The following is a 23,889-nucleotide window of genomic DNA, read 5'->3' as shown; positions in this document are numbered from 1 at the left end:
GGTTTTTTTATTCACCTTTTGCTGAGTTATCGAGAGCGCGCTGCTGCTGAGCGCTCTCATGAGGGAAGGACCTTGTTGGTCTTCAATGCGCAGCAGCGTGTCGCACTGGATGCTTCTCTGTCTTCTCAACCGGCATCGTCTGCACCGGATGATGATGGCGCCGCGAAATCCGCAGCACGCCCCACAACATGGCAGTCGCCACGGCCAGCCAGCCGGCTATCAACATCACGATGGTCATGGTCAGGCTCATTGGTGCCTCCTCTTCGCCCTGCATCGGGCGCCCGCTTTTCGCAATTCGCTCTATTTCAGTGACAGTCTAGTCAATGGGGTGTTTCAAGCTATTGACCAAAGGTCGTTAGTGACCAATCAGTTTGCTCTATGCAATCGCCCGCTCTGCGGTTTAAGGCTATACCGCAGGCTGGTGCGGCTCTATGATCGCTGGCGTTGCCGGAACACGATGACCGGCGTCTGGAAGAGAGTGATTGATGGTGCAGGTATTTTCTCGAGTGCGCGGAGCGTTGCTTGCCGGCGCTTGCGCGGTGGTGCTGAGCGGATGTGCGGGCAGCGTAGCGCCAGAAGTCAAACGCTTGCCGGAGCGGGTTGAGCTCAGTGGCACCTTCTATCGTGGCGAAGCCAACCAGAGTGGGCCACAGGTGCTGGCCAGTCTGCTGTCGCAACAAGGCATCGTCATCACCCCGGGACTTCTGGAAAAACCGCTGCACTTGCCGGGCGCTGAGGACAAGCTGCAGCAGAACATGCAGAACCTCGCCCGCGAGTACGGTCTGGTGGTTTATCCGCTCGACAGCAAGCTGCCGGCCTTGCTGACCCAGGTCGCAGCGGGCTACCCGGTCATGGTGCGTTTCAGTGAAGGTTCGGCATTCTGGGCCGAGCCGCGTTACGCGATCCTGTCCGGCTACGATCGCAATAAACAGAAGGTCCTGCTGCGCGCCGGCATGAACCGTCGGCAGTTGATGGATTTCGGCAGCTTTCAAGCAGCGCTCGAAAAGGCCGGTGGCTGGGCGATCCTGATTCAGAAACCGTCGCAGATCCCGGCAGCCGTCGACCGCTCCCGTTGGTTGAAAGCCGCCGATGAACTGGCCCAGGCCGGTGAAGAAAACGCTGCGGCGCAGGCGCGAAAGGCTCTGGCAGCGCAATAAACCTCCGTTCGTCATCTGCCGGGCACGACTGCGCCCGGCCAGCCTCTGAAGATTAATGCCCGTGCTTCGCGGGTGAATCAAGGAGGCAACATGGCAGATTCCCCAAACCCGAAAGGCCCGCACTCGTCCGAACATTCCTCGGGTGATGATCTGGGATTCGATCCGGATTCGCCGGACCTTGACGATCCGCAAGTCGATCCGGTCGGTCCGGCTAAAGCGCCGCTGGATGTCGAGCCCGGTGAAGATCCGAAGAAACCGGCCAAGCCCTATGATCCGTTAGCCGATCTGAAACCTTGATGTGAGGTGCGTATGAGTACCGATTCAAGCTTCGATGACCACAAACCTGACAGCGTGCCGACCACGCCGGAGCCTGAGGTTGATCCGGTGCTGGACCCGGACAGCCCGATGCGTGACCCGCTGGCCCGGCCCAATGTGCTGACGCCGGAGGTTTCGCCAGAGCCGAGCTCGGGCGATGGCATCCCCGATGACGACAAGATGCCGCTGCCCAACGACTGATGCGCAGACGAAAAAAAGCCCCGAAGATTCGGGGCTTTTTCATCAACGCTGGATCTACTTGGCCGCCTCGACTACGCCGCTCTGACGGCTCTTGAGGTTTTTGTCGGCTTTGTACTGCTGTGCCACCGCTGGAACACTGGCGCTGCGCCCGGTTTCCACCCAGCTGCGGATGCGGCTGGCATCGGCAAAATGCGTGTATTTGCCAAACGCATCGAGAATCACCAGGGCGACCGGACGGTTGCCCATCTTCGTCACCAGCACCAGGCAATGGCCGGCCGGGTTGGTGAAGCCGGTCTTGGTGATCTTGATGTCCCAATCGGCCTTATTGACCAAGTGGTCGGTATTGCGGAAGCCCAGGGTGTAGTTGGGTTTGCGGAACGCCACGGTTTTTTCCTTGGTGGTGGTCAGTTGCACCAGAAGCGGTTGCTTGTGCGCGGCCACCAGCAGTTTGCTCAGGTCGCGGGCGGTGGAAACGTTGCGCTCCGACAAGCCGGTCGGCTCGACAAAGTGCGTGCTGGTCATGCCCAGCGCCTTGGCCTTGGCGTTCATTGCCGCAATAAAAGCAGCGTAGCCGCCCGGATAGTGATGGGCGAGGCTGGCGGCGGCGCGGTTTTCCGAGGACATCAAGGCGATCAGCAGCATCTCGCGGCGCGGCAGCTCACTCTTGAGTTTGACCCGGGAGAACACGCCCTTCATTTCCGGAGTGTTCCTGATGTCGACATCGATCCATTCGTCCATGTTCTGTCGAGCTTCCACCACGACCAGGCCAGTCATCAGCTTGCTGACGGAAGCAATCGGCACGATCACGTCAGGGTTGCTGGAATAGATGACCTTATTGGTCTGCATATCCATGAGCAGGGCGCTGCCGGACGCGATCTTCAAAGTCGAAGCGTCACGTGGGACAGCGGTGGTTTCCGCAGCGTTGATCGTTGGCGTGATGAATGTGCCCGTAACAGCAAACAACAGGCTCAGAATCGAGAGACGAATTTTCACGCGGGCGAACTCTAAAAGGTTGGATATACCGTTAGTTTGTAACGGGTTATTTCTTAAAACCGGCGCATTTTAGGAGTATGGCTGAAGAACTGTCGATGGTTGTTTGTAAGACCTGAAAATCTCGTGAAAAGGCCTGTAAAAAGAGCGGTTTCCGGCGAACGGTTGAAGTTTTTTCTCAGGCATTAAAAACCCCGCACGAGGCGGGGTTCTGGTGCGGCGGAAAAAACTGGTCAGACGTGCAGGGTTTCTGCCGCGTAGAGGGTATTTTCCAGCAGGCAGGCACGGGTCATCGGGCCAACGCCGCCCGGTACCGGAGTAATCCAGCCAGCGCGGGGCAGGGCGGTTTCGTAGACGACGTCACCGACCAGTTTGCCGTCTTCCTGACGGTTGATGCCGACGTCGATCACGATCGCGCCTTCCTTGATCCACTCGCCCTTGACCAGGCCCGGTTTGCCGGCGGCGACGACCACCAGATCAGCGCGGCCGACGTGACCGGCCAGATCCTTGGTGAAGCGGTGAGTCACGGTGACGGTGCAGCCGGCCAGCAGCAGCTCCATAGCCATCGGGCGACCGACGATATTCGAGGCGCCCACGACTACCGCGTCCATCCCGTAAAGATCAGCGCCAGTGCTTTCCAGCAAGGTCATGATGCCTTTCGGGGTGCAGGGGCGCAGCAGCGGGATGCGCTGGGCCAGGCGGCCGACGTTGTACGGGTGGAAGCCGTCGACGTCTTTGTCCGGGCGGATGCGTTCCAGCAGCTTGGACGCATCGAGGTGTTCGGGCAGAGGCAACTGCAGGAGCACGCCGTCGATGGCCGGATCGTCATTAAGGCGATCGATCAGATCGGTCAGGGCTTCCTGAGTGGTGTCGGAGGGCAGGTCGTAGGCTTGAGAGAGGAAGCCAACCTCTTCACAGTCTTTACGCTTGTGCGAGACATAAACCTGAGAGGCAGGATCGCTGCCGACCAGGATCACCGCGAGGCCGGGGGTGCGCAGGCCTTGCTGGCGACGCTCGGCAACTCGTTGGGCGATCTGCTGGCGCAGGCTGGCGGCGATCGATTTGCCGTCGATTAGTTGTGCAGTCATTGCGCGTGATTAACCATCGAGAGGGGAAAAAATGAGAACGCATTCTCGCATGTCGAGCGGTGAGGGCAAAGGCGCTTGGTCAGCAAATTCCTCTAACTCCTTTAATTAAATGAATTTTTTTCAAAAAGGATTTGACGACCTTTGGAGCCCTCTATACTATTCGTCGCACTTGTCGGGCACAGCCTAGCACTGGTTAAGAAGGTGAAGCGGAATCAAGGTTCTGCGACGCTGGAAAGCACTTAGTTTGTAGTCCTTTAAGAGTACAGATTAACAAGGCGCCCGTAGCTCAGCTGGATAGAGCATCCGCCTTCTAAGCGGATGGTCGCAGGTTCGAGTCCTGCCGGGTGCGCCATTAGGCAGCTTTGGCACAAGTAACGCGATATGGTGGGCGTAGCTCAGTTGGTAGAGCACGGGATTGTGACTCCCGTTGTCGTGGGTTCGATCCCCATCGTCCACCCCATATTTCGAAAGGCGCCAGATTTAACGGTCTGGCGCCTTTGCTTTAAAAGCTTCATCCGCGGATGTGGTGGAATTGGTAGACACACTGGATTTAGGTTCCAGCGCCGCGAGGCGTAAGAGTTCGAGTCTCTTCATCCGCACCAAATAAAGCTTCATCTGTGCCTCCGGCCTGATGAAGTTTCAACAAAGAAGTTGTTTGGCTTTTTTGTTACGCAATATGGTGGGCGTAGCTCAGTTGGTAGAGCACGGGATTGTGACTCCCGTTGTCGTGGGTTCGATCCCCATCGTCCACCCCATATTTCGAAAGGCGCCAGATTTAACAGTCTGGCGCCTTTTTTGTTTTAGCGGTTTCGAAATCCGGCCATGGCCGATTTCGAAGCGCAGGGCAGGGCACTTCATCGCTTTTAAAGGATCGGATGACGCTGAACTGCTCGTCGTTCCGGTTTTACCGGAACGCCTGTCGGGGCGGATTTGATAGTTGCTTCTATATATAGAAGCGTTGCTGCAGAGCCCTGACGTGATCGCTTGTATTCGCCAGTGGAGTGCACGGCATTCGTGCGGCGCTCCCTATAAATTGCCTGCTGTTTTTTTACCCGTTTCCAGTAGGGTGACTTCTTGAGTTTGACCCACTAGAATGCATGCCCTTGATTCTGGGGTCGGAAACGGCCGGCTAACGTCTGTGCAACGAGGAATATCCATGCAAGTTTCTGTTGAAAATACTACTGCTCTCGAGCGCCGCATGAGCGTCACCGTGCCGGCAGAGCGCATCGAGACTCAGGTCAACAAGCGTCTGCAACAGACTGCCCAAAAGGCCAAAATTGCTGGCTTCCGTCCAGGCAAAGTGCCAATGAGCGAAATCAAGCGCCGTTTCGGTGCTGATGCGCGTCAGGAAGCGGTAGGCGACGTCATCCAGTCTTCCTTCTACGAAGCTGTGGTCGAGCAGAAGCTCAACCCTGCCGGTTCGCCTTCGATCGAGCCAAAGTCGCTCGAAGCGGGCAAGGATCTGGAGTACGTTGCTGTATTCGAAGTCTTCCCTGAGTTCACCGTTGCTGGCTTCGAAGGCATCACCGTTGAGCGTCTGAGCGCTGAAGTGGCTGACGCTGACCTGGACAAGATGCTCGACATCCTGCGCAAGCAGAACACCCGTTTCGAAGTGGCCGACCGTGCCGCGCAGAACGAAGACCAGCTGAACATCGATTTCGTTGGCAAGGTTGACGGCGAAGTGTTCGCTGGCGGCTCCGCCAAGGGCACTCAGCTGGTACTGGGTTCCGGCCGTATGATCCCGGGCTTCGAAGAAGGCCTGGTTGGCGCTAAGGCTGGCGAAGAGCGCGTTCTGAACCTGACCTTCCCTGAGGACTATCAGAACCTGGACCTGGCTGGCAAAACCGCCGAGTTCACCGTGACCGTCAACACTGTGTCCGAGCCTAAGCTGCCTGAGCTGAACGAAGAGTTCTTCGCTCAATTCGGCATCAAGGAAAGCGGCATCGACGGTTTCCGCACCGAAGTTCGCAAGAACATGGAGCGTGAACTGCGTCAGGCGATCAAATCCAAGGTCAAGAATCAGGTAATGGACGGTCTGCTGGCCACCAACCCGATCGAAGTGCCAAAGGCTCTGCTGTCCAACGAAGTTGACCGTCTGCGCGTGCAGGCTGTTCAGCAGTTCGGCGGCAACATCAAGCCAGACCAGCTGCCGGCCGAGCTGTTCGAAGAGCAAGCCAAGCGCCGCGTCGTGCTGGGCCTGATCGTTGCTGAAGTGGTCAAGCAGTTCGACCTCAAGCCTGACGAAGCTCGCGTTCGCGAAATGATTCAGGAAATGGCTTCCGCTTACCAGGAGCCAGAGCAGGTCGTGTCGTGGTACTACAAAAACGAGCAGCAACTGAACGAAGTGCGTTCGGTTGTGCTGGAAGAACAAGTTGTGGATACTGTTCTGCAGAAAGCTAGTGTGACCGACAAATCGGTCTCCTACGAAGAAGCAGTCAAGCCGGTAGAAGCTCCAGCAGCCGACTGATTGATTTTGCGTTAGAAGTGCACACCATAAGCCAGCTCTCGAGCTGGCTTATGCGTATTCAAGACATAACTATTTGGGAGCGACTGCAGAGCATGTTCCGTAATTCTTATATTCAGCAGAACTCTGATATCCAGGCCGCTGGCGGCCTGGTCCCGATGGTTGTCGAGCAGTCCGCTCGTGGCGAACGCGCCTACGACATCTACTCGCGCCTGCTCAAGGAGCGAGTGATCTTTCTGGTGGGCCCGGTAGAGGACTACATGGCCAACCTGATCTGTGCGCAACTGCTGTTCCTTGAAGCGGAAAACCCGGACAAGGACATCCATCTGTACATCAACTCGCCGGGCGGTTCGGTGACTGCCGGCATGTCGATCTACGACACCATGCAGTTCATCAAGCCGAACGTATCGACTACCTGCATCGGTCAGGCCTGCAGCATGGGCGCATTCCTGCTCACCGCAGGTGCACCGGGCAAGCGTTTCTGCCTGCCGAACTCGCGCGTGATGATTCACCAGCCACTGGGCGGTTTCCAGGGTCAGGCGTCGGACATCGAAATCCACGCCAAGGAAATCCTCTTCATCCGCGAGCGTCTGAACATGCTGATGGCCAAGCACAGCGGCCGTACTCTGGAAGAAATCGAGCGCGATACCAATCGCGACAACTTCATGAGTGCCGAAGCTGCGAAGGAATACGGCCTGATCGACGAAGTGATCAACCAGCGTCCAGCTTAATATAAGCAGCGCAAAACAGGCCTGATCGGCATGTCCGATCAGCGGCGGGCTTGAAAAAGCCCGCAATAGCCTTCATCTTGTGTTGCAAGCCTATTGGATTTGGATCGAACGAATGACTGACACCCGCAACGGCGAGGACAACGGCAAGCTGCTCTATTGCTCCTTCTGTGGCAAAAGCCAGCATGAAGTGCGCAAATTGATTGCCGGCCCCTCGGTCTTTATCTGCGACGAGTGCGTCGACCTGTGCAATGACATCATCCGCGAGGAGGTGCAGGAAGCACAGGCCGAAAGCAGCGCGCATAAATTGCCTTCGCCTAAAGAAATCAGCGGCATCCTTGACCAGTACGTCATTGGTCAGGAGCGTGCGAAAAAGGTTTTGGCCGTAGCGGTGTACAACCACTACAAGCGCCTGAACCAGCGTGACAAAAAGGCTGACGACGTCGAACTCGGCAAGAGCAACATCCTGCTGATCGGCCCGACAGGCTCCGGTAAAACCCTGCTGGCCGAAACACTGGCCCGCTTGCTGAACGTTCCGTTCACCATCGCCGACGCAACCACCCTCACCGAGGCCGGTTACGTGGGTGAAGATGTCGAGAACATCATTCAGAAGCTGCTGCAGAAGTGCGATTACGACGTAGAGAAAGCCCAGATGGGCATTGTCTACATCGACGAAATCGACAAGATTTCCCGCAAGTCCGACAACCCGTCGATCACCCGTGATGTTTCCGGTGAAGGCGTGCAGCAGGCCTTGCTCAAGTTGATCGAAGGCACGGTCGCTTCGGTACCGCCGCAAGGTGGCCGCAAGCATCCGCAGCAGGAGTTCCTGCAGGTCGACACCCGTAACATCCTGTTCATCTGCGGTGGTGCGTTCTCCGGCCTGGAAAAGGTCATTCAGAACCGTTCCACCAAAGGCGGCATCGGCTTCAATGCCGAAGTGCGCAGCAAGGAAGAGGGCAAGAAGGTCGGTGAATCCCTGCGTGAAGTCGAGCCTGACGATCTGGTCAAGTTCGGTCTGATCCCGGAATTCGTCGGTCGTCTGCCGGTCCTGGCGACACTGGACGAGCTCGACGAGGCTGCGCTGATGCAAATCCTCACAGAGCCGAAAAATGCTCTGACCAAACAGTATGCCAAGCTGTTCGAGATGGAAGGCGTGGATCTGGAATTCCGTTCCGACGCGCTGAAATCGGTCGCCAAGCGTGCCCTGGAACGTAAAACCGGTGCCCGTGGCCTGCGTTCGATTCTCGAAGGTGTATTGCTCGACACGATGTATGAGATCCCCTCGCAGTCCGAGGTGAGCAAAGTCGTGATCGATGAAAGCGTGATCGAAGGCAAGTCCAAGCCACTGTATATCTACGAAAACAGTGAGCCGACGGCCAAGGCAGCGCCGGACGCGTAAGCGTTCACAGCGCCGCAACAAAGAAGGGGCCTTCGGGCCTCTTTTTTTTTAAGTCGTTTTTTACCTCCGCTTTGCGCTTGTTTTTTTTCGAGGCAGCCCCCATCTTGGTTTCAAGCTTAATTCCATCTGATTACGGCCATACGGCCGCCGTAGAGGCGAAATCATGAAGACAACCATCGAATTGCCTCTCCTGCCATTGCGTGATGTCGTGGTTTATCCGCACATGGTTATCCCGCTGTTCGTGGGGCGCGAGAAATCCATCGAAGCCCTCGAGGCAGCGATGACGGGTGACAAGCAGATTCTGCTGCTGGCCCAGCGAAACCCGGCTGACGATGATCCCGGTGAAGACGCTCTCTATCGCGTAGGTACGATTGCCACGGTTCTGCAGCTGCTGAAGCTGCCTGACGGCACCGTCAAGGTTCTGGTCGAAGGCGAGCAGCGTGGTACTGTCGAGCGCTTCAGCGAAGTCGATGGCCACTGCCGCGCCGAAGTGTCTCTGATCGAAGAAGTCGACGCCGCCGAGCGCGAGTCGGAAGTCTTCGTGCGCACACTGCTGTCGCAGTTCGAACAATACGTTCAGCTGGGCAAGAAGGTTCCGGCTGAAGTCCTGTCGTCGCTCAACAGCATCGATGAGCCCGGTCGTCTGGTCGACACCATGGCCGCGCACATGGCGCTGAAAATCGAGCAGAAGCAGGAAATCCTCGAGATCATCGATCTGTCGGCCCGTGTCGAGCACGTGCTGGCGCTGCTGGATGCTGAAATCGATCTGTTGCAGGTTGAAAAACGCATCCGCGGTCGCGTCAAGAAGCAGATGGAGCGCAGTCAGCGCGAGTACTACCTGAATGAGCAGATGAAGGCCATTCAGAAAGAACTCGGTGACGGCGATGAAGGCCACAACGAAATCGAAGAGCTGAAAAAGCGCATCGATGCTGCCGGCCTGCCGAAAGACGCGCTGGCCAAGGCGACTGCCGAGCTGAACAAGCTCAAGCAGATGTCGCCGATGTCGGCTGAAGCCACCGTGGTGCGTTCCTACATCGACTGGCTGGTGCAGGTGCCGTGGAAGGCGCAGAGTAAGGTACGCCTCGACCTGGCCCGTGCAGAAGACATTCTCGACGCCGATCACTACGGCCTCGAAGAGGTCAAGGAGCGCATCCTTGAATACCTCGCCGTGCAGAAGCGCGTGAAGAAAATCCGTGGCCCGGTGTTGTGCCTGGTCGGTCCTCCAGGCGTGGGTAAAACCTCGCTGGCGGAATCGATTGCCCACGCCACCAACCGTAAATTCGTACGTATGGCCTTGGGCGGCGTGCGTGACGAAGCGGAAATTCGTGGTCACCGCCGGACCTACATCGGTTCGATGCCGGGAAGATTGATTCAAAAGATGACAAAAGTGGGCGTACGCAACCCGCTGTTCCTGCTCGATGAAATCGACAAGATGGGTAGCGACATGCGTGGCGATCCGGCGTCGGCGTTGCTGGAAGTGCTTGATCCCGAGCAAAACCACAACTTCAACGATCACTATCTGGAAGTCGATTACGACCTCTCTGATGTGATGTTCCTGTGCACCTCGAACTCGATGAACATCCCGCCAGCGCTGCTGGACCGGATGGAAGTCATCCGTCTGCCGGGTTACACCGAAGACGAGAAGATCAACATCGCCGTGAAATACCTCTCGCCGAAACAGATCGCCGCCAATGGTCTGAAGAAGGGCGAGCTGGAGTTCGACGAGGAAGCGATCCGCGACATCATCCGTTATTACACCCGTGAAGCGGGCGTGCGGGGCCTCGAGCGGCAGATCGCCAAGGTCTGCCGCAAGGCAGTGAAAGAGCATGCGCTGGAAAAACGCTTCTCGGTAAAAGTGACAGCTGATCTGCTCGAGCATTTCCTCGGCGTGCGCAAGTTCCGCTACGGCCTGGCCGAGCAGCAGGATCAGGTGGGGCAGGTGACTGGCCTGGCGTGGACTCAGGTTGGCGGCGAATTGCTGACCATCGAAGCCGCAGTGATTCCGGGTAAAGGGCAGCTGATCAAGACCGGTTCGCTCGGTGATGTGATGGTCGAATCGATCACTGCCGCACAGACCGTTGTGCGCAGCCGCGCCAAGAGCCTGGGCATCCCGCTGGACTTCCACGAGAAGCGCGACACCCATATTCACATGCCGGAAGGTGCTACGCCGAAAGACGGCCCTAGCGCTGGCGTGGGCATGTGCACCGCGTTGGTCTCGGCATTGACCGGCATTCCGGTGCGCGCCGATGTCGCCATGACCGGTGAGATCACTTTGCGTGGTCAGGTATTGGCAATTGGCGGTTTGAAAGAAAAACTGCTGGCGGCACATCGCGGCGGAATCAAGATTGTGATTATTCCGGAAGAAAACGTCCGCGATCTGAAGGAGATTCCTGACAATATCAAGCAGGATCTGCAGATCAAACCGGTTAAATGGATTGACGAGGTCCTGCAAATTGCGCTGCAATACGCGCCGGAGCCCTTGCCGGATGTGGCTCCGGAGATAGTTGCCAAGGACGAAAAACGCGAGTCTGATGCCAAGGAAAGAATTAGCACGCATTAATACGTTTTAGCCTGGGGGGCTTTCCTTGACAGCATTTTAGAGCCCTTGTTATAAAGCGGCTCTTAAGTGTCTGTAGGCCATTCAGCACTCGTTTTTGCTTTCACCAAAAAACTTAGAAACATCTCAAAATAGATATAAGGGGACTTAGAGTGAACAAGTCGGAACTGATTGATGCTATCGCTGCATCCGCTGATATCCCGAAAGCTGCTGCTGGCCGTGCGCTGGACGCTGTAATCGAATCCGTCACTGGCGCTCTGAAGGCTGGCGACTCCGTTGTTCTGGTTGGTTTCGGTACTTTCTCCGTGACTGACCGTCCGGCTCGTACCGGTCGCAACCCGCAAACCGGCAAGTCTCTGGAAATCCCGGCTGCCAAGAAGCCAGGTTTCAAAGCCGGTAAAGCGCTGAAAGAAGCTGTTAACTGAGTTTCCAGGTTTTTACCCATCCGGGTCGGGGTCAAGCCTGACTTGGCAGCGGAGCGGTAGAGCAGGTGGCTGAAAGAGCCACCTGTAACGCCGGGATCGAGGGTTCGAGCCCTGTCCGCTCCGCCAGTTACGAGAAGGCGCATCCTCGGATGCGCCTTTCTTCTATCCGGATTCTACCCACGCTCCACGGTTGCCTAAATTGAAGTTCAACCGTTTCTGGGGGACGCATGCTGCAGAATATCAGGGACAATTCACAAGGCTGGATTGCCAAGACCATTATCGGGGTCATCGTTGCACTGATGGCCCTGACCGGTTTCGATGCCATTTTCCAGGCCACGACTCACAAGAACGAGGCGGCCAAGGTCAACGGTGACGAAATCAGCCAGAACGAGCTGAGCCAGGCCGTTGATATGCAACGCCGTCAGCTGATGCAACAGCTGGGCAAGGACTTCGATGCTTCCTTGCTCGACGAAAAGATGCTGCGCGAATCGGCGCTCAAAGGCCTGATCGACCGCAAGTTGCTGCTGCAAGGCGCCGAACAGGCGAAGTTCTCATTCTCCGAAGCCGCGCTGGATCAAGTGATCCTGCAGACGCCTGAATTCCAGGTCGACGGCAAGTTCAGCTCGGAGCGTTTCGACCAGGTGATCCGTCAACTGGGCTACAGCCGCATGCAGTTCCGCCAGATGCTGGCTCAGGAAATGCTCATCGGCCAATTGCGCGCAGGCGTTGCCGGCAGCGGTTTCGTCACCGACGCCGAAGTGCTGGCATTCGCCCGTCTGGAAAAACAGACCCGTGATTTCGCCACTCTGAACGTCAAGGCCAACCCGGCTGCGGTCAAGCTGACCGATGACGAGGTCAAGGCTTACTACGACGAGCACGCCAAGGAATTCATGACGCCGGACCAGGTGATCATCGATTACGTCGAGCTGAAGAAGTCGTCGTTCTTCGATCAGGTTGCGGTCAAGGATGAAGATCTTGAGGCGGCGTATCAGAAAGAGATCGCCAACCTGGCGGAACAGCGTCGTGCCGCGCACATCCTTATCGAAGTGAACGACAAGACCACCGAAGCGCAGGCCAAGGCGAAGATCGACGAAGTCCAGGCGCGTCTGGCCAAGGGTGAGAAGTTCGAAGCGCTGGCCAAAGAGTTCTCGCAGGACCCGGGTTCCGCCAACAATGGTGGTGATCTCGGTTACGCCGGTCCTGGCGTTTACGATCCGGCCTTCGAAAAGGCTCTGTACTCGCTGTCGAAAGACCAGGTGTCCGAGCCGATTCGTACCGACTTCGGTTATCACCTGATCAAGCTGTTGGGCGTGGAAGCGCCTGAAGTGCCGACCCTGGCCAGCCTGAAAGACAAGCTGACCCGCGAGCTGAAAGCCGCGCAGGTCGAGCAGCGTTTTGTTGAGGCGACCAAGCAACTGGAAGACTCGGCGTTCGAAGCCTCTGACCTGGCACAGCCAGCAGCGGATCTGAAACTGACCGTGCACACTTCCAAGCCGTTCGGCCGTGAAGGTGGCGAAGGTGTTGCCGCCAACCGTGCCGTGGTCACTGCCGCGTTCAGCCCGGAAGTGATTGATGAAGGTGCCAACAGCACCGCCATCGAGCTGGACCCGGAAACCGTGATCGTGCTGCGTTCCAAGGAGCACCTGAAGCCTGCGCAACTGCCGCTGGAAAGTGTGAGCGCGGCGATCCGCACTCAGCTGACCAAGGAGCACGCCAGTGCCGAGGCCAAGACCCGTGCCGAGAAGCTGATCGCTGATCTGCGCGATGGCAAGGCGCCGCTGGACAAGGCCATTGACGGTCAGAACTGGAAGATCACCGAAGCGGCCACCCGTGGTCAGGAAGGGGTTGATCCGGCTGTGCTGCAGGCACTGTTCCGTATGCCGAAGCCGGCTGCCAAGGACAAGCCGACGTTCTCCAGCGTTACGTTGCCGGATGGCAGCCTGATGGTTGTGCGACTCAACGGTGTTAACGAAGCTGCCGCGCCTACTGATGAAGAGAAGGCGCAATATCGTCGCTTCCTGGCTTCCCGTGAAGGGCAGCAGGACTTTGCGGCGTATCGCAAGCAGTTGGAAGCTGAGGCGGAGATCGAGCGGTTCTGATCTTTTGACTGACGTTTGAAGGAGCCCCGGCCTGGTTGGTCGGGGCTTTTTTGTTTTTGGTGGCTTGGCGGCCTTTGGGCCGGCCATGCTCTGGGTGGTTTGGGTGAATATCCGTTTCTTCGGGTGCTGCAGCTGGCGGTTTCGCCCTTACGGCGAGGCACTTTTTCCAGACGCCGAAAAAGTACCCAAAAAGGCTTGCTCCTACGTTCGGCCCTCGCAGGCTCGGGTTCCTTCGCTGCGGGATCGATCCGGGAGCAGCGGCTCCGGTTTGCTTCGCTGCACCTCCTTCCGCTGTGTCTGGCTGCGCCAGACGGTCGCTACGCTCCCACACCCGGATCAATCCCTCCGCTCAGCCTTCCGACGTCGCCGATGGATCAAAAGCAAGATCAGAAGCACTCGAGCTTGCGCTCATTGTTGAGTGGGGCGGCTTTGCCGCGGGCAGCTGCGCTGCTTTGCTTTTCTGTGGGAGCGAGCCTGCTCGCGAAGGCGGCCTGACAGCCGACCTGATCTTGAATTTTTACCTTTCTTTTGCATTTAGAACACGCCGGTCGGTTCTGGGGTGTTATGGCCGTCGAGCCGACAAGCCACGGCGAAATTGCGCGCGTTGATCGATCATTTGTCCACGCGGCTTTTTCCTGATGGCCATGACCGGTAAAGTTGTAACCGATTCTTGACACTATTCCATGCGCCATGGGGCGGCGATCTGTTGCACAATACGCCCCGGACTGTTTTCCCTCAGGATGTTCAATGTTGATTTTCACTCCCATGCGTGTTGTCGGGCTGGCGCTTTTGTTGACTGCGGTGGCCGGTTGTTCGAAGGACAAGCCGATCTATGAGCATGAGAACTTCGATGACTCCGGCACCTTTTCGCGCAATTATCCGGTAACCGACACCGCCAGTTGCGAAGCGGCCCGGCGCGCGTTGCTCAGTCAGGGCTACATCATTACCAGCAGTGATCCGAAGCTGGTCAGCGGTCACAAGAGCTTCCAGCAGACCGGCGAGACCCATCTCGAGATCAGCTTCAACGTGGTCTGCGCCGAAGATGGCAGCGCCGGCCATCATGCGACGGTGTTCGCCAACGCCTTGCAGGATCGTTATGCGTTGAAGAAGACCAACAACTCGGCCAGCCTCGGGGTTGGTGTGTTGGGCTCGGTGTCGATGCCGATCGGCTCCTCGGATGATTCGATGGTCAAGGTCGCCAGTGAGACGGTCACGGCGCAGAAGTTCTACGAGCGCTTCTTCACGCTGGTGGAGCAGTTCCTGCCCGCCGATGCGAAGAAAGCGGCGCATATCGAAGAAAAACCGAAAACCGACCTCGGTGTGCCTGAGCCGAAGGTGACGCCTGCTCCGGCTGCTGCGCCACTGATGCCGACACCGGCAGCAGAACCGGCCCCTGCGCCGGCTGCGGAACCAGCACCGGCCCCGATTGAAGCCGCGCCAGTGAGTTCCGAGCCGGTGGTGCCGCCAGCGGAGTCGACGCCGATTTCGCCTGCGCCAGCGCCCGTGGAAGAGCCAGCGCCGACCAGCGAAACCATCACGCCACCGACCAACCCGGATATTCCTCCACCGTCCGAGCCGATTCCGGCGATGCCTGCGTCGGGCCAATAAGAAACCAAGCGAGACCCTGTGGGAGCGAGCCTGCTCGCGAAGCGGTGTATCAGTCGACAGATGATCAGACTGTCACACCGCTATCGGGAGCAGGCTCGCTCCCACAGTGGTTTTCGGGTTGGCTTAAGATCTGGTTACATACCTGCGACATCAGCGCCGCGATAAATCCCCAGCCACCTGCTACGTTTTATTCATGAAGGCTGCGTTTCACTTTTCCTTCACACGGGCACTTTATGCTCGGGGCACAGGTCGATTGATCAGGCCATTTTCATAGCGAGTAGTTGGGGGATTCATACGATGGATGAGTATCAGGAAGAACTGCTCGAATACCAGGCCTTTGAGCTGGATCAACCAGAACCGGCTGACGACGCGACGGAGCTCTGAGCTTCAGGCTCCCGAGCGGTAATTTCGTCGGGATTCGCCGGGCGTCTGCCCGCTCCAGCGCTTGAATGCACGCTGGAAGGCTTCAGCTGAGGCAAAGCCCAGCAGGTAGGCGATCTCGCCGAACGCCAGTTCGGTGTCGCGGATGTAGGTCATTGCCAGGTCGCGGCGTGTGTCATTGAGGATCGCGCGAAATTGCGTGCCTTCCTCTGCTAGTTTGCGTCGCAGGGTCCAGGTCGGCAGTTTCAGGCGTGCCGCGACTTCCTCAAGATCCGGCTCGCGGCCGCCGTTGAGCAACGGGCCGAGCAACTGAGTGATGCGCTCGCGCAGGCTGCGGGTGCGGGTCAGTTGTTCCAGCTCCCGCTCGCACAATTGCAGCAGATGTCGCCAGGTGCTCGGGCAATGTTCGGGATTGCGCAGGGCAAGGCTGTTCAGGCTCAGGCGCAGCTGATTGCGTTCGGTGCTGAACTGGATCGGGCAGTCGCCGAGCATTGTGTAGGCGTCGCGGTAATCCGGCGCTTCGAATTCGATTTCGATTCGCTCGGCGCGCAACGTTTCGCCGCACAGGCTCGACAACTGATGCAGCCAGCCGGCGAGGATCGAGTCGACCACGAAGCGGTTATAGGCGTTGTACGGGCTGATCGAGTAGAAGCGCAGCCACGCACCGTTGGCGTCTTCGTGGAAACTGGACTGCCCGCGATAGTTGGAACCGTACAGCGGCTCGAAGCGCGTCAGGCAGCGGGCCGCTTCGCGCACGGTGGGTGCTTGCGCGGCGGTGATGCCGGCCAGCCCAGCCTGATTCAAGCGGATCATCCGGCCCATGCGCAGGCCCAGGGCCGGATCGCCGGTCAGTTGAATCGCCGCGTGGCCCAGGCGCATGTAACGCGGGATCGACAAGCGTGCCCCGGCCTCGGCCATTCGCGCGGCATCGAGGCCGTATTGCTCGAGCAGAGGCAGCGGGTCGGTGCCGTGGCTGCGCACGGCGTCGGCCAGACTATGGACGAAGCCCACCGACAGATCCCCGAGGCGCATCGGCTGCGGCTTCATGGTTTACAGCCAGACGTTCAGCAAGCGCGCACCACGGGCCTCGCCATCGGCGAACTGCTGGCCGTTGCTGCTGAGAAAGCTTGTGCCGGTACTCGGCTTGTCCCAGAACTGCCCGCGCATGAACACACTCATGCCGGCAATCGCGTGGCTGCTTGGCGGTTGCGCGGTGAGGGTCAGTCGATGCCAAGCTTGACCTTCACTGAGGTCGCCGGGCTTGAGGCTGACCGAGCCCGGCGTGCTCGAACCCTTGTAGCCGCGCCATGGCTTGTCCCAGGCGCCTTGACCAATAACCTGCGCCGGCACGGCCACCAGTTGCGCGCCTTGTTCATCGAGGGTGCGGTAGTTGCCGGGATACCAGCTGTCACTGCCGATCAGGATGCCCAAGCGTCCGGCCGGTGTGTCGACGACCTGGATGGCGTGTTTGTCTTCGGCCTGAATCACACCTTGCTGATCAAAGATCGGATGCATCTGCCGCTGCGGCTGGCCCAACGGTACGCCGTCGCGACCAAACACCACGCTACTGTTGAACAGGGCGCCGCTGCCGGGCTTGAGCCGGCCGTCGCGGATGCTTGGCTCCGGCAGCACGATGGAGCCGGCGACGAGAGTGACCTGGAACTCCTTGGCCAGACCGCCGAACAGCGCCTGGTAATCCTTGGCCATGGCCTTCGCTTTCATCCGCAGATAAGCATCGTTCAGCCGTTGCTCGCCCTTGGCCCGCAGCCACGCTCGGGCAAACAACAGTGGATTGCTCGCCGCCAGCCAGTTCATTGCCTCCGCCAGCGTTGGCGCCTGATAAAGCTCGTCTTTCTCGCCGCTGATCATCAGCCAGGTGCCGACGTGCTCGGGCAACACCACCACGGTTTTTTCGTTGAGCAAGCCCTGATCGCGGGCCTGCTGCAAATACGCCGCGAGTTTGCGGTGCAGGCGTGCGGAGCTTTGGTAATCGGTGGGGAACAGTTCGGGCTGAATGCCGAGCAGATTGCCACGGTCGGCGGGCGTGCCCTGATTGACGGCGAGCTTGATGCGCAGGTCCGACAGGTAATGTCCCGCCGGCCGGTCTGCCGCCCACATGGCGTAGGTGGTCAGGGCGGCAATGAGGGCCATGGAGAAAAACAGATACAGAAGTTTGCGCATGAAAACCAACAACAGCCGGGTACAGAGTGTGGCGCCTAGGGTAGGGCCCATGGCCCTGATTGCCAAGGGGCGCTGCGCATTTGGATCAATAACTTGTCAGTTACGGTCATTGAGTGACAGCGGTGCGACTCTTAGTCTGTCGAACATGACTGACGGGGGACGTAGAGCTCCCGCAACTTTTCCGTGATCGCTCGTTGTGGAGTTACCGATGACCGCCGCTCATTACCCGCATTTGCTGGCCCCGCTGGACCTGGGATTCACCACGCTGCGCAACCGTAGCCTGATGGGCTCGATGCACACCGGCCTGGAAGAAAAGCCGGGTGGCTTCGAGCGCATGGCGGCGTACTTCGCCGAACGTGCCCGTGGCGGTGTCGGCCTGATGGTCACCGGCGGCATCGGCCCGAATGACGAGGGCGGCGTGTATTCCGGCGCGGCCAAGCTCACTACCGAGGAAGAGGCGCTCAAGCACCGCATCGTCACTCGCGCGGTGCACGAGGCGGGCGGCAAGATCTGCATGCAGATTCTCCACGCCGGCCGCTATGCCTACAGCCCGAAACAGGTAGCACCGAGCGCGATTCAAGCGCCGATCAACCCGTTCAAGCCCAAAGAGCTGGACGAAGAGGGCATCGAAAAGCAGATCAGCGATTTCGTCACCTGCTCGGTATTGGCGCAAACCGCCGAATACGACGGCGTCGAGATCATGGGCTCGGAAGGTTACTTCATTAACCAGTTCCTCGCCGCCCACACCAACCACCGTACCGACCGCTGGGGTGGCAGCTACGAAAACCGCATGCGCCTGCCGGTAGAAATTGTCCGGCGTGTGCGCGAAGCGGTCGGGCCGAATTTCATCATCATCTTCCGCCTGTCGATGCTCGATCTGGTCGAAGGTGGCAGCACCTGGGATGAAATCGTCATGCTGGCCAAAGCCATCGAACAGGCGGGCGCGACGATCATCAACACCGGTATCGGCTGGCACGAAGCGCGGATTCCGACCATCGCCACCAAGGTTCCGCGTGCAGCGTTCAGCAAGGTCACGGCCAAGTTGCGCGGCTCGGTGAGCATTCCGCTGATCACCACCAACCGCATCAATACCCCGGAAATTGCCGAGCAGATTCTTGCTGAAGGCGACGCCGACATGGTTTCCATGGCCCGCCCATTCCTCGCCGATCCGGACTTCGTCAACAAGGCCGCCGCAGGCCGTGCCGACGAAATCAACACCTGCATCGGCTGCAACCAGGCGTGCCTCGACCACACCTTTGGCGGCAAACTCACCAGTTGCCTGGTCAACCCGCGTGCCTGCCACGAAACCGAACTTAATTACCTGCCGGTGCAGCAGATCAAGAAAATCGCCGTGGTCGGTGCCGGCCCTGCCGGTTTGTCCGCCGCCACCGTGGCCGCCGAGCGCGGTCATCAGGTGACGCTGTTCGATTCGGCCAGCGAGATCGGCGGGCAGTTCAACATTGCCAAGCGCGTACCGGGCAAGGAGGAGTTTTTCGAAACCCTGCGCTACTTCAACCGCAAGCTGCAAACCACCAATGTCGAGGTGTGCCTGAACACCCGGGTCGACGTGGCCAAGTTGGTTGACGGCGGTTACGACGAGATCATCCTCGCCACCGGTATCGCCCCGCGCGTGCCGGCGATTCCGGGCGTCGAGAATGCCAAGGTCCTGAGTTATCTGGACGTGATCCTCGAGCGCAAGCCGGTCGGCAAGCGTGTCGCGGTAATCGGTGCTGGCGGGATCGGTTTCGATGTCTCGGAATTTCTCGTTCATCAAGGCGTGGCCACCAGTCTGGATCGCGCGGCGTTCTGGAAAGAGTGGGGCATCGACACGCAACTGGAGGCCCGTGGTGGTGTGGCGGGAATCAAAGCGGCGCCGCATGCGCCGGCCCGTGAGGTGTTCCTGTTGCAGCGCAAGAAAACCAAGGTCGGCGACGGTCTGGGTAAAACCACCGGCTGGATTCACCGCACCGGTCTGAAGAACAAGCAGGTGCAGATGCTCAACAGCGTCGAATACCTGAGCATCGATGACCAAGGCTTGCACATTCGCATCGGCGAAAGCGGTGAGCCGCAACTGCTGGCGGTGGACAACATCGTGATCTGTGCGGGGCAGGATCCGTTGCGTGAGTTGCACGATGGTCTGGTTGAAGCCGGGCAGAACGTGCACTTGATCGGCGGCGCGGATGTCGCGGCGGAGCTGGATGCCAAGCGCGCGATCAATCAGGGTTCACGGCTGGCGGCTGAGTTGTAAACACATTCTGTAGGAGCTGCCGAAGGCTGCGATCTGTTGATCCTGATTTCAAAAGCAAGATCAAAAGATCGCAGCCTGCGGCAGCTCCTACTAGTATGTGGTCTTTTCCAGATTGTGCAGTGCCCATGCTTTTGCCTCCCCCCGACTGGCTAGCCCAAGCCCCCCTCGAACCGCTCCGTCTAGGCTGGCTGGCAGACGCCGGCATCGAGGTTGCGGTCCTGCGCCTGGACCGCATCGACCCGCTGATCAGCGGCAACAAGTGGTTCAAACTCGTTGAACATCTCAAAGCCGCCGAGCGTGCCGGCGCCGAGGGCATCATCAGCCTTGGCGGTGCGCATTCCAATCACCTGCACGCGCTGGCGGCGGCGGGCAAGCGGCTGGGATTCAAAACCGTGGGGCTGCTGCGCGGGCACCTGCAGGACACGCCGACAGTGCGGGATTTGCAAACGTTCGGCATGCAGTTGCATTGGCTCGGTTACGCCGGCTACCGCGCGCGGCACGAAGCGGGATTCTGGGTGCCATGGCAAGCGCAATTTCCGACGCTGCATGCGGTGCCCGAGGGCGGTGGTGGACTGGCCGGCGCCTTGGGTTGCGCAGCGATCAGGCAGCAGGCCGAAGAGCAATTGGCCAAGCTCGGCTGGAATGATTTCGACGCCTGGTGGCTGGCCTGTGGCACCGGCACGACACTGGCCGGACTGGCGCTCGCCGAGCAAGGCAAGCGCGTGGTGTACGGTGCTCTGGCAGTGCCGGATGATCACGGCGTAGCGCCGAACATCGAGTCGATCCTCGCGCACGCCACCGAGCCTGCGGCGGACTATCAACTGATCGATGCCAGCCGTGGTGGTTTCGCCAAAGTTGACCAGGCGTTGCTGACCTTCATCGATCAGACCGAGCAAACCAGCGGCATCCCTTTGGAGCCGCTGTACACCGGCAAGGCCTTGCTGGCGCTCAAGCAGCATGTCGAGTCAGGCGAATTCGCGGTCGGCACGCGTCTGGTCTTTGCCCACACGGGTGGCCTGCAGGGACAACGCGGATTTGCAGCGATGTAGCCGATGGTCGCGATCAATACATGCCAACCTGCGGCGTGATGATATTTGCAATCAATCGAAGTGCAAGTTTTACGGTTTATGACTTCTGTTTATTGAAAGTTATTGTTGTACGTTGGTCTGCGCAGCGTAACTCTATGTTGTTTATATCTTGTGGTTTCTTTTGGTTTGAATAGTTGGTTGTGCGTGATTATTGTCGGCTCGGCTCTTTAGTTTGTTATTAAAGATCAAAACTATATTTATCAATTTGAGTGTGAATATGAAAAGTCCGATCTCGAAGCCTCGCCCTATTACCACTACGTCAAAGCCGGTAACAACAAAGCCAGTTGCGCCAACCAAACCAGTTGCGCCAACCAAGCCAGTAATTCCAACCAAACCAGTGGCGCCGACCAAGCCGGTAGCGCCGACCAAGCCAGTTGCGCCAACCAAGCCAGTGGCCCCGACCAAGCCGGTAGCGCCGACCAAGCCAGTGGCGCCAACCAAGCCAGTGGCGCCGACCAAGCCGGTAGCGCCAACCAAGCCAGTAGCGCCAACCAAACCAGTGCCGCCGGTTGACACCAAGCGTCCGCCAATGCCATGGCCGACCCTTAACATCAACATCGATCCTGTGGCCTTGATAACGCTGATTCAAACAATTGGTGCGAAAGTCAATGTCGATGGCTCCACCACACTGCCTGACGGCAGCGTAGTCGCTGTAGATAAAACTTCGATCAAGCGTCCCGACGGCATCATTCAATATGAAGACGGCCGGGTAGAGTATCCGGACGGGCGAATCGTCTGGCCGGATAATACCGTTGAATATCCGGATGGGCGTATTGTCTGGGAAGATGGAACTGAACAATTGCCGGACGGAAGTGTTAAACATCCCGATGGTCTTGCGTACGATGCGCAAGGTAACCTTATTTCCGAATAAGTCATAATCAAGCGATGTCTTTACTCAAGACAGTGCAAAAAAAACACCGCTGATTGCAATCAGCGGTGTTTTAGTTTTCCAGCCTCAAGCGTTTTGCGGCATCTCACCGTTGGCCAGACGCTTGTTGATGTCGGCGATCACTTCCGGCAGATCGCTGATGGTGTCGATCATGTAATGCGGCCGCGAATCTGCGAACAGCGCGTGGATGCGCTTGCGCTCACTGGCGAGTTCATCGCTGCCCAGCGCGCGGAAACCCTCATAATCCAGACCCAGCGCGTTGCCCGAGCAAATCAGCGCAACCGTCCACATGCCGGCCCGGCGGCCTTCGAGAATGCCCGGCACGGTGTCGTCGATCTTCACGCACGCTGCAACATCGTCGATGCCCAGAGCGATCACGTTGGCCAACGCTTGCGCCGGCCATGGACGACCGTTTGGCACTTCGTCGGTGGCGACCACGTGGTCGGCGACGTAGCCGTTGCTGGCGGCGAGTTCGACGACTTTGTCCATCACCGCTTTCGGGTAGCCGGAGCAGGAACCGATCTTGATCCCTTGCGCGCGCAGTTGGGCGATGGCGTCCAGCGCGCCGGGAATCAGTGCCGAGTGCTCGGCGATTTTCTCGATCTGCAACGGCATGAAACGGTTGTAGATAGCGGTGACGTCATCGTCGGTCGGCGTGCGACCGAACACCTTGCGATAACGCTCGGCCACTTGCGGCTGATCACAGAGGGTGCGGATGTGGTCCCACTTGCCCATGCCCATCGGCCCACGGGCTTCTTCGATCGATACCTGGACATCGAACTCGGCGAAGGCTTCGACGAAGATCTGCGTCGGCGCGAACGAGCCGAAATCGACCACGGTACCGGCCCAGTCGAGGATCGCGGCTTGCAGCTTGCTTGGATTGGTGTAGTTCATGGCGTGAATTCCTGATTTGAATATGAGATCAAAATGTGGGAGCGAGGTGAGGCTCAGATGCCGAGCACTTCCATTTCGCGCAGCACTTCACCCACTGCTGCTACGGCCTTGCGCATTGCGTCCGGGGTGACGTGGCCGATGCAGCCGACGCGGAAAGTTTCGACTTGGGTCAGCTTGCCGGGGTAGAGGATGTAACCCTTGGCCTTGACCCGCTCATAGAACTCCTTGAACTGGTAACGCGGATCCTGCGGCGCATGGAAAGTCGCGATGATCGGCGCCTGAATTGCCGCCGGCAGGAAGCTGCGCAAACCGAGCTTGTTCATCTCTTCCATCAGCGCCTGACAGTTGGCCGCATAACGCGCATGCCGCGCTGGCAGGCCGCCTTCTTCGCTGTATTGCAGTAGCGCTTCGTGCAGCGCCGCGACCACATGGGTGGGCGGGGTGAAGCGCCATTGCCCGGTTTTCATCATGTAGACGTGCTGGTCGTACAGGTCCATCGCCAGCGAGTGCGAGTTGCCAGCCGCGGCGGCCAGCGATTCCTTGCGGGCGAAGACAAAACCCATCCCCGGTACACCTTCCAGGCATTTGCCGGAGGCGGCGATCAGCGCGTCGAACGGTACTTTTTGCGCATCCACCGGCAACGCGCCGAATGAGCTCATGGCGTCGATGATCAGGCGTTTGCCGTGTTGCGCGACGACCTCGGCGATCTCGGTCAGCGGATTGAGAATGCCGGTGCTGGTTTCGCAGTGGATCAGCGCCACGTGGGTGATGTCAGCGTCGGCGCGCAGCAAGCGGTCGACGTCAGCGGCGGTGGTCGGTTCGTCTTCGGCGGTTTCGAAGGTGCTGAACGAGCGGCCGAGCACTTCGCAGATTTTCGCCAGGCGCTTGCCGTACGCGCCATTGATCAGCACGAGGATTTTGCCGTCGCGCGGCACCAGCGTGCCGATCGCCGCTTCGACGGCAAAAGTGCCGCTGCCCTGTAACGGTATGCAATGGTGGCTGGCGGCGCCGTTGAGGATGGCCAGCAATTGCTCGCACAGGCTGGCGGTCAGCTGGTTGAAGCGGTCATCCCACGAACCCCAGTCGACCATCATGGCCTGACGGGTGCGGGCCGAAGTGGTCAACGGGCCGGGAGTGAGCAGAATCGGTGCGGCGGTACTCATTCGTGTGTCCTCGC

20 protein-coding genes and 4 tRNA genes are annotated in these 23,889 nt (G+C 58.8%); 17 read left to right on the top strand and 7 right to left on the bottom strand.

What is annotated here, in order from left to right:
• Positions 1–82: 82 nt before the first annotated feature.
• Positions 83–250 carry a hypothetical protein gene (locus OK411_RS18590; RefSeq protein WP_016775342.1) on the bottom strand — a complete coding sequence of 56 codons (168 nt, stop codon included), beginning with the start codon at positions 248–250 and terminating at the stop codon, positions 83–85.
• A gap of 235 nt (positions 251–485) precedes the next feature.
• Between OK411_RS18590 and OK411_RS18585 the strand changes: the two genes are divergently transcribed.
• From OK411_RS18585 to OK411_RS18575, 3 genes are all read left to right on the top strand, one after another.
• Positions 486–1,157 carry a peptidase C39 family protein gene (locus OK411_RS18585; protein ID WP_110600735.1) on the top strand — a complete coding sequence of 224 codons (672 nt, stop codon included), beginning with the start codon at positions 486–488 and terminating at the stop codon, positions 1,155–1,157.
• Positions 1,158–1,247: 90 nt separating this feature from the next.
• Positions 1,248–1,454, top strand: coding sequence for a DUF6021 family protein (locus OK411_RS18580; RefSeq protein ID WP_024013462.1), 207 nt, complete (start codon positions 1,248–1,250; stop codon positions 1,452–1,454).
• 12 nt (positions 1,455–1,466) lie between these two features.
• Entirely contained in the window at positions 1,467–1,673 is a 207-nt protein-coding gene (locus OK411_RS18575) for a hypothetical protein (protein WP_016775340.1), read from the top strand.
• Positions 1,674–1,727: 54 nt separating this feature from the next.
• Here the strand turns inward: OK411_RS18575 and pbpG are convergent, their stop codons facing one another.
• Together pbpG and folD are read right to left on the bottom strand one after the other, a co-directional pair.
• Positions 1,728–2,666 (bottom strand): D-alanyl-D-alanine endopeptidase, encoded by a 939-nt coding sequence (gene pbpG, locus OK411_RS18570; protein WP_016775339.1) that lies wholly within the window; start codon positions 2,664–2,666, stop codon positions 1,728–1,730.
• Positions 2,667–2,896: 230 nt separating this feature from the next.
• Positions 2,897–3,751 (bottom strand): bifunctional methylenetetrahydrofolate dehydrogenase/methenyltetrahydrofolate cyclohydrolase FolD, encoded by an 855-nt coding sequence (folD, locus tag OK411_RS18565; RefSeq protein ID WP_110600737.1) that lies wholly within the window; start codon positions 3,749–3,751, stop codon positions 2,897–2,899.
• A 275-nt stretch (positions 3,752–4,026) separates the two neighbouring features.
• Here folD and OK411_RS18560 point away from each other — a divergent pair.
• The 11 genes from OK411_RS18560 to OK411_RS18505 all read left to right on the top strand — a co-directional run bounded on the left by OK411_RS18560 (position 4,027) and on the right by OK411_RS18505 (position 15,031).
• A tRNA-Arg gene (locus OK411_RS18560) sits at positions 4,027–4,103 on the top strand.
• 32 nt (positions 4,104–4,135) lie between these two features.
• A tRNA-His gene (locus tag OK411_RS18555) sits at positions 4,136–4,211 on the top strand.
• Between the two features lie 57 nt (positions 4,212–4,268).
• A tRNA-Leu gene (locus OK411_RS18550) sits at positions 4,269–4,353 on the top strand.
• 77 nt (positions 4,354–4,430) lie between these two features.
• A tRNA-His gene (locus OK411_RS18545) sits at positions 4,431–4,506 on the top strand.
• A 401-nt stretch (positions 4,507–4,907) separates the two neighbouring features.
• Positions 4,908–6,218 (top strand): trigger factor, encoded by a 1,311-nt coding sequence (gene tig / locus OK411_RS18540; RefSeq protein ID WP_016775337.1) that lies wholly within the window; start codon positions 4,908–4,910, stop codon positions 6,216–6,218.
• Between the two features lie 92 nt (positions 6,219–6,310).
• Positions 6,311–6,946 carry an ATP-dependent Clp endopeptidase proteolytic subunit ClpP gene (clpP, locus tag OK411_RS18535; protein ID WP_016775336.1) on the top strand — a complete coding sequence of 212 codons (636 nt, stop codon included), beginning with the start codon at positions 6,311–6,313 and terminating at the stop codon, positions 6,944–6,946.
• 112 nt (positions 6,947–7,058) lie between these two features.
• On the top strand, positions 7,059–8,342 hold the full coding sequence (clpX, locus tag OK411_RS18530; RefSeq protein WP_016775335.1) for an ATP-dependent Clp protease ATP-binding subunit ClpX: 1,284 nt from the start codon (positions 7,059–7,061) through the stop codon (positions 8,340–8,342).
• Between the two features lie 163 nt (positions 8,343–8,505).
• Entirely contained in the window at positions 8,506–10,902 is a 2,397-nt protein-coding gene (gene lon, locus OK411_RS18525) for an endopeptidase La (protein ID WP_016775334.1), read from the top strand.
• A gap of 149 nt (positions 10,903–11,051) precedes the next feature.
• The gene (locus tag OK411_RS18520; RefSeq protein WP_016775333.1) at positions 11,052–11,324 is read left to right on the top strand and encodes an HU family DNA-binding protein; all 273 of its coding nucleotides are present in this window, start codon (positions 11,052–11,054) and stop codon (positions 11,322–11,324) included.
• 227 nt (positions 11,325–11,551) lie between these two features.
• On the top strand, positions 11,552–13,423 hold the full coding sequence (locus OK411_RS18515) for a SurA N-terminal domain-containing protein (protein ID WP_122703710.1): 1,872 nt from the start codon (positions 11,552–11,554) through the stop codon (positions 13,421–13,423).
• Positions 13,424–14,170: 747 nt separating this feature from the next.
• Positions 14,171–15,031, top strand: coding sequence for a DUF2242 domain-containing protein (locus OK411_RS18505; RefSeq protein WP_264365501.1), 861 nt, complete (start codon positions 14,171–14,173; stop codon positions 15,029–15,031).
• Positions 15,032–15,418: 387 nt separating this feature from the next.
• Here OK411_RS18505 and OK411_RS18500 read toward each other — a convergent pair whose 3' ends face one another.
• Entirely contained in the window at positions 15,419–16,459 is a 1,041-nt protein-coding gene (locus OK411_RS18500) for an AraC family transcriptional regulator (protein ID WP_136493772.1), read from the bottom strand.
• A 3-nt stretch (positions 16,460–16,462) separates the two neighbouring features.
• The gene (locus OK411_RS18495; protein WP_264365500.1) at positions 16,463–17,593 is read right to left on the bottom strand and encodes a nitrilase-related carbon-nitrogen hydrolase; all 1,131 of its coding nucleotides are present in this window, start codon (positions 17,591–17,593) and stop codon (positions 16,463–16,465) included.
• Positions 17,594–17,801: 208 nt separating this feature from the next.
• Here OK411_RS18495 and OK411_RS18490 point away from each other — a divergent pair, with 208 nt between their 5' ends.
• From OK411_RS18490 to OK411_RS27050, 3 genes are all read left to right on the top strand, one after another.
• On the top strand, positions 17,802–19,841 hold the full coding sequence (locus OK411_RS18490) for an NADPH-dependent 2,4-dienoyl-CoA reductase (RefSeq protein ID WP_264365499.1): 2,040 nt from the start codon (positions 17,802–17,804) through the stop codon (positions 19,839–19,841).
• Between the two features lie 125 nt (positions 19,842–19,966).
• Positions 19,967–20,890 (top strand): 1-aminocyclopropane-1-carboxylate deaminase/D-cysteine desulfhydrase, encoded by a 924-nt coding sequence (locus tag OK411_RS18485; protein WP_264365498.1) that lies wholly within the window; start codon positions 19,967–19,969, stop codon positions 20,888–20,890.
• Between the two features lie 211 nt (positions 20,891–21,101).
• Positions 21,102–21,800: a hypothetical protein gene (locus OK411_RS27050; protein WP_319636916.1), complete on the top strand. Its 699-nt coding sequence runs from the start codon at positions 21,102–21,104 to the stop codon at positions 21,798–21,800.
• A gap of 84 nt (positions 21,801–21,884) precedes the next feature.
• Here the strand turns inward: OK411_RS27050 and phnX are convergent, their stop codons facing one another.
• Entirely contained in the window at positions 21,885–22,712 is an 828-nt protein-coding gene (gene phnX / locus OK411_RS18470) for a phosphonoacetaldehyde hydrolase (protein ID WP_016770551.1), read from the bottom strand.
• Positions 22,713–22,765: 53 nt separating this feature from the next.
• Positions 22,766–23,875: a 2-aminoethylphosphonate--pyruvate transaminase gene (locus OK411_RS18465; protein ID WP_264365497.1), complete on the bottom strand. Its 1,110-nt coding sequence runs from the start codon at positions 23,873–23,875 to the stop codon at positions 22,766–22,768.
• Positions 23,876–23,889 lie beyond the last annotated feature (14 nt).

Source organism: Pseudomonas sp. RG1, assembly GCF_025910115.1.
GTDB lineage: Bacteria > Pseudomonadota > Gammaproteobacteria > Pseudomonadales > Pseudomonadaceae > Aquipseudomonas > Aquipseudomonas atacamensis.
Note: the sequence above shows the minus strand (reverse complement) of the source record. Positions and strands in the feature narration are given on the sequence as shown.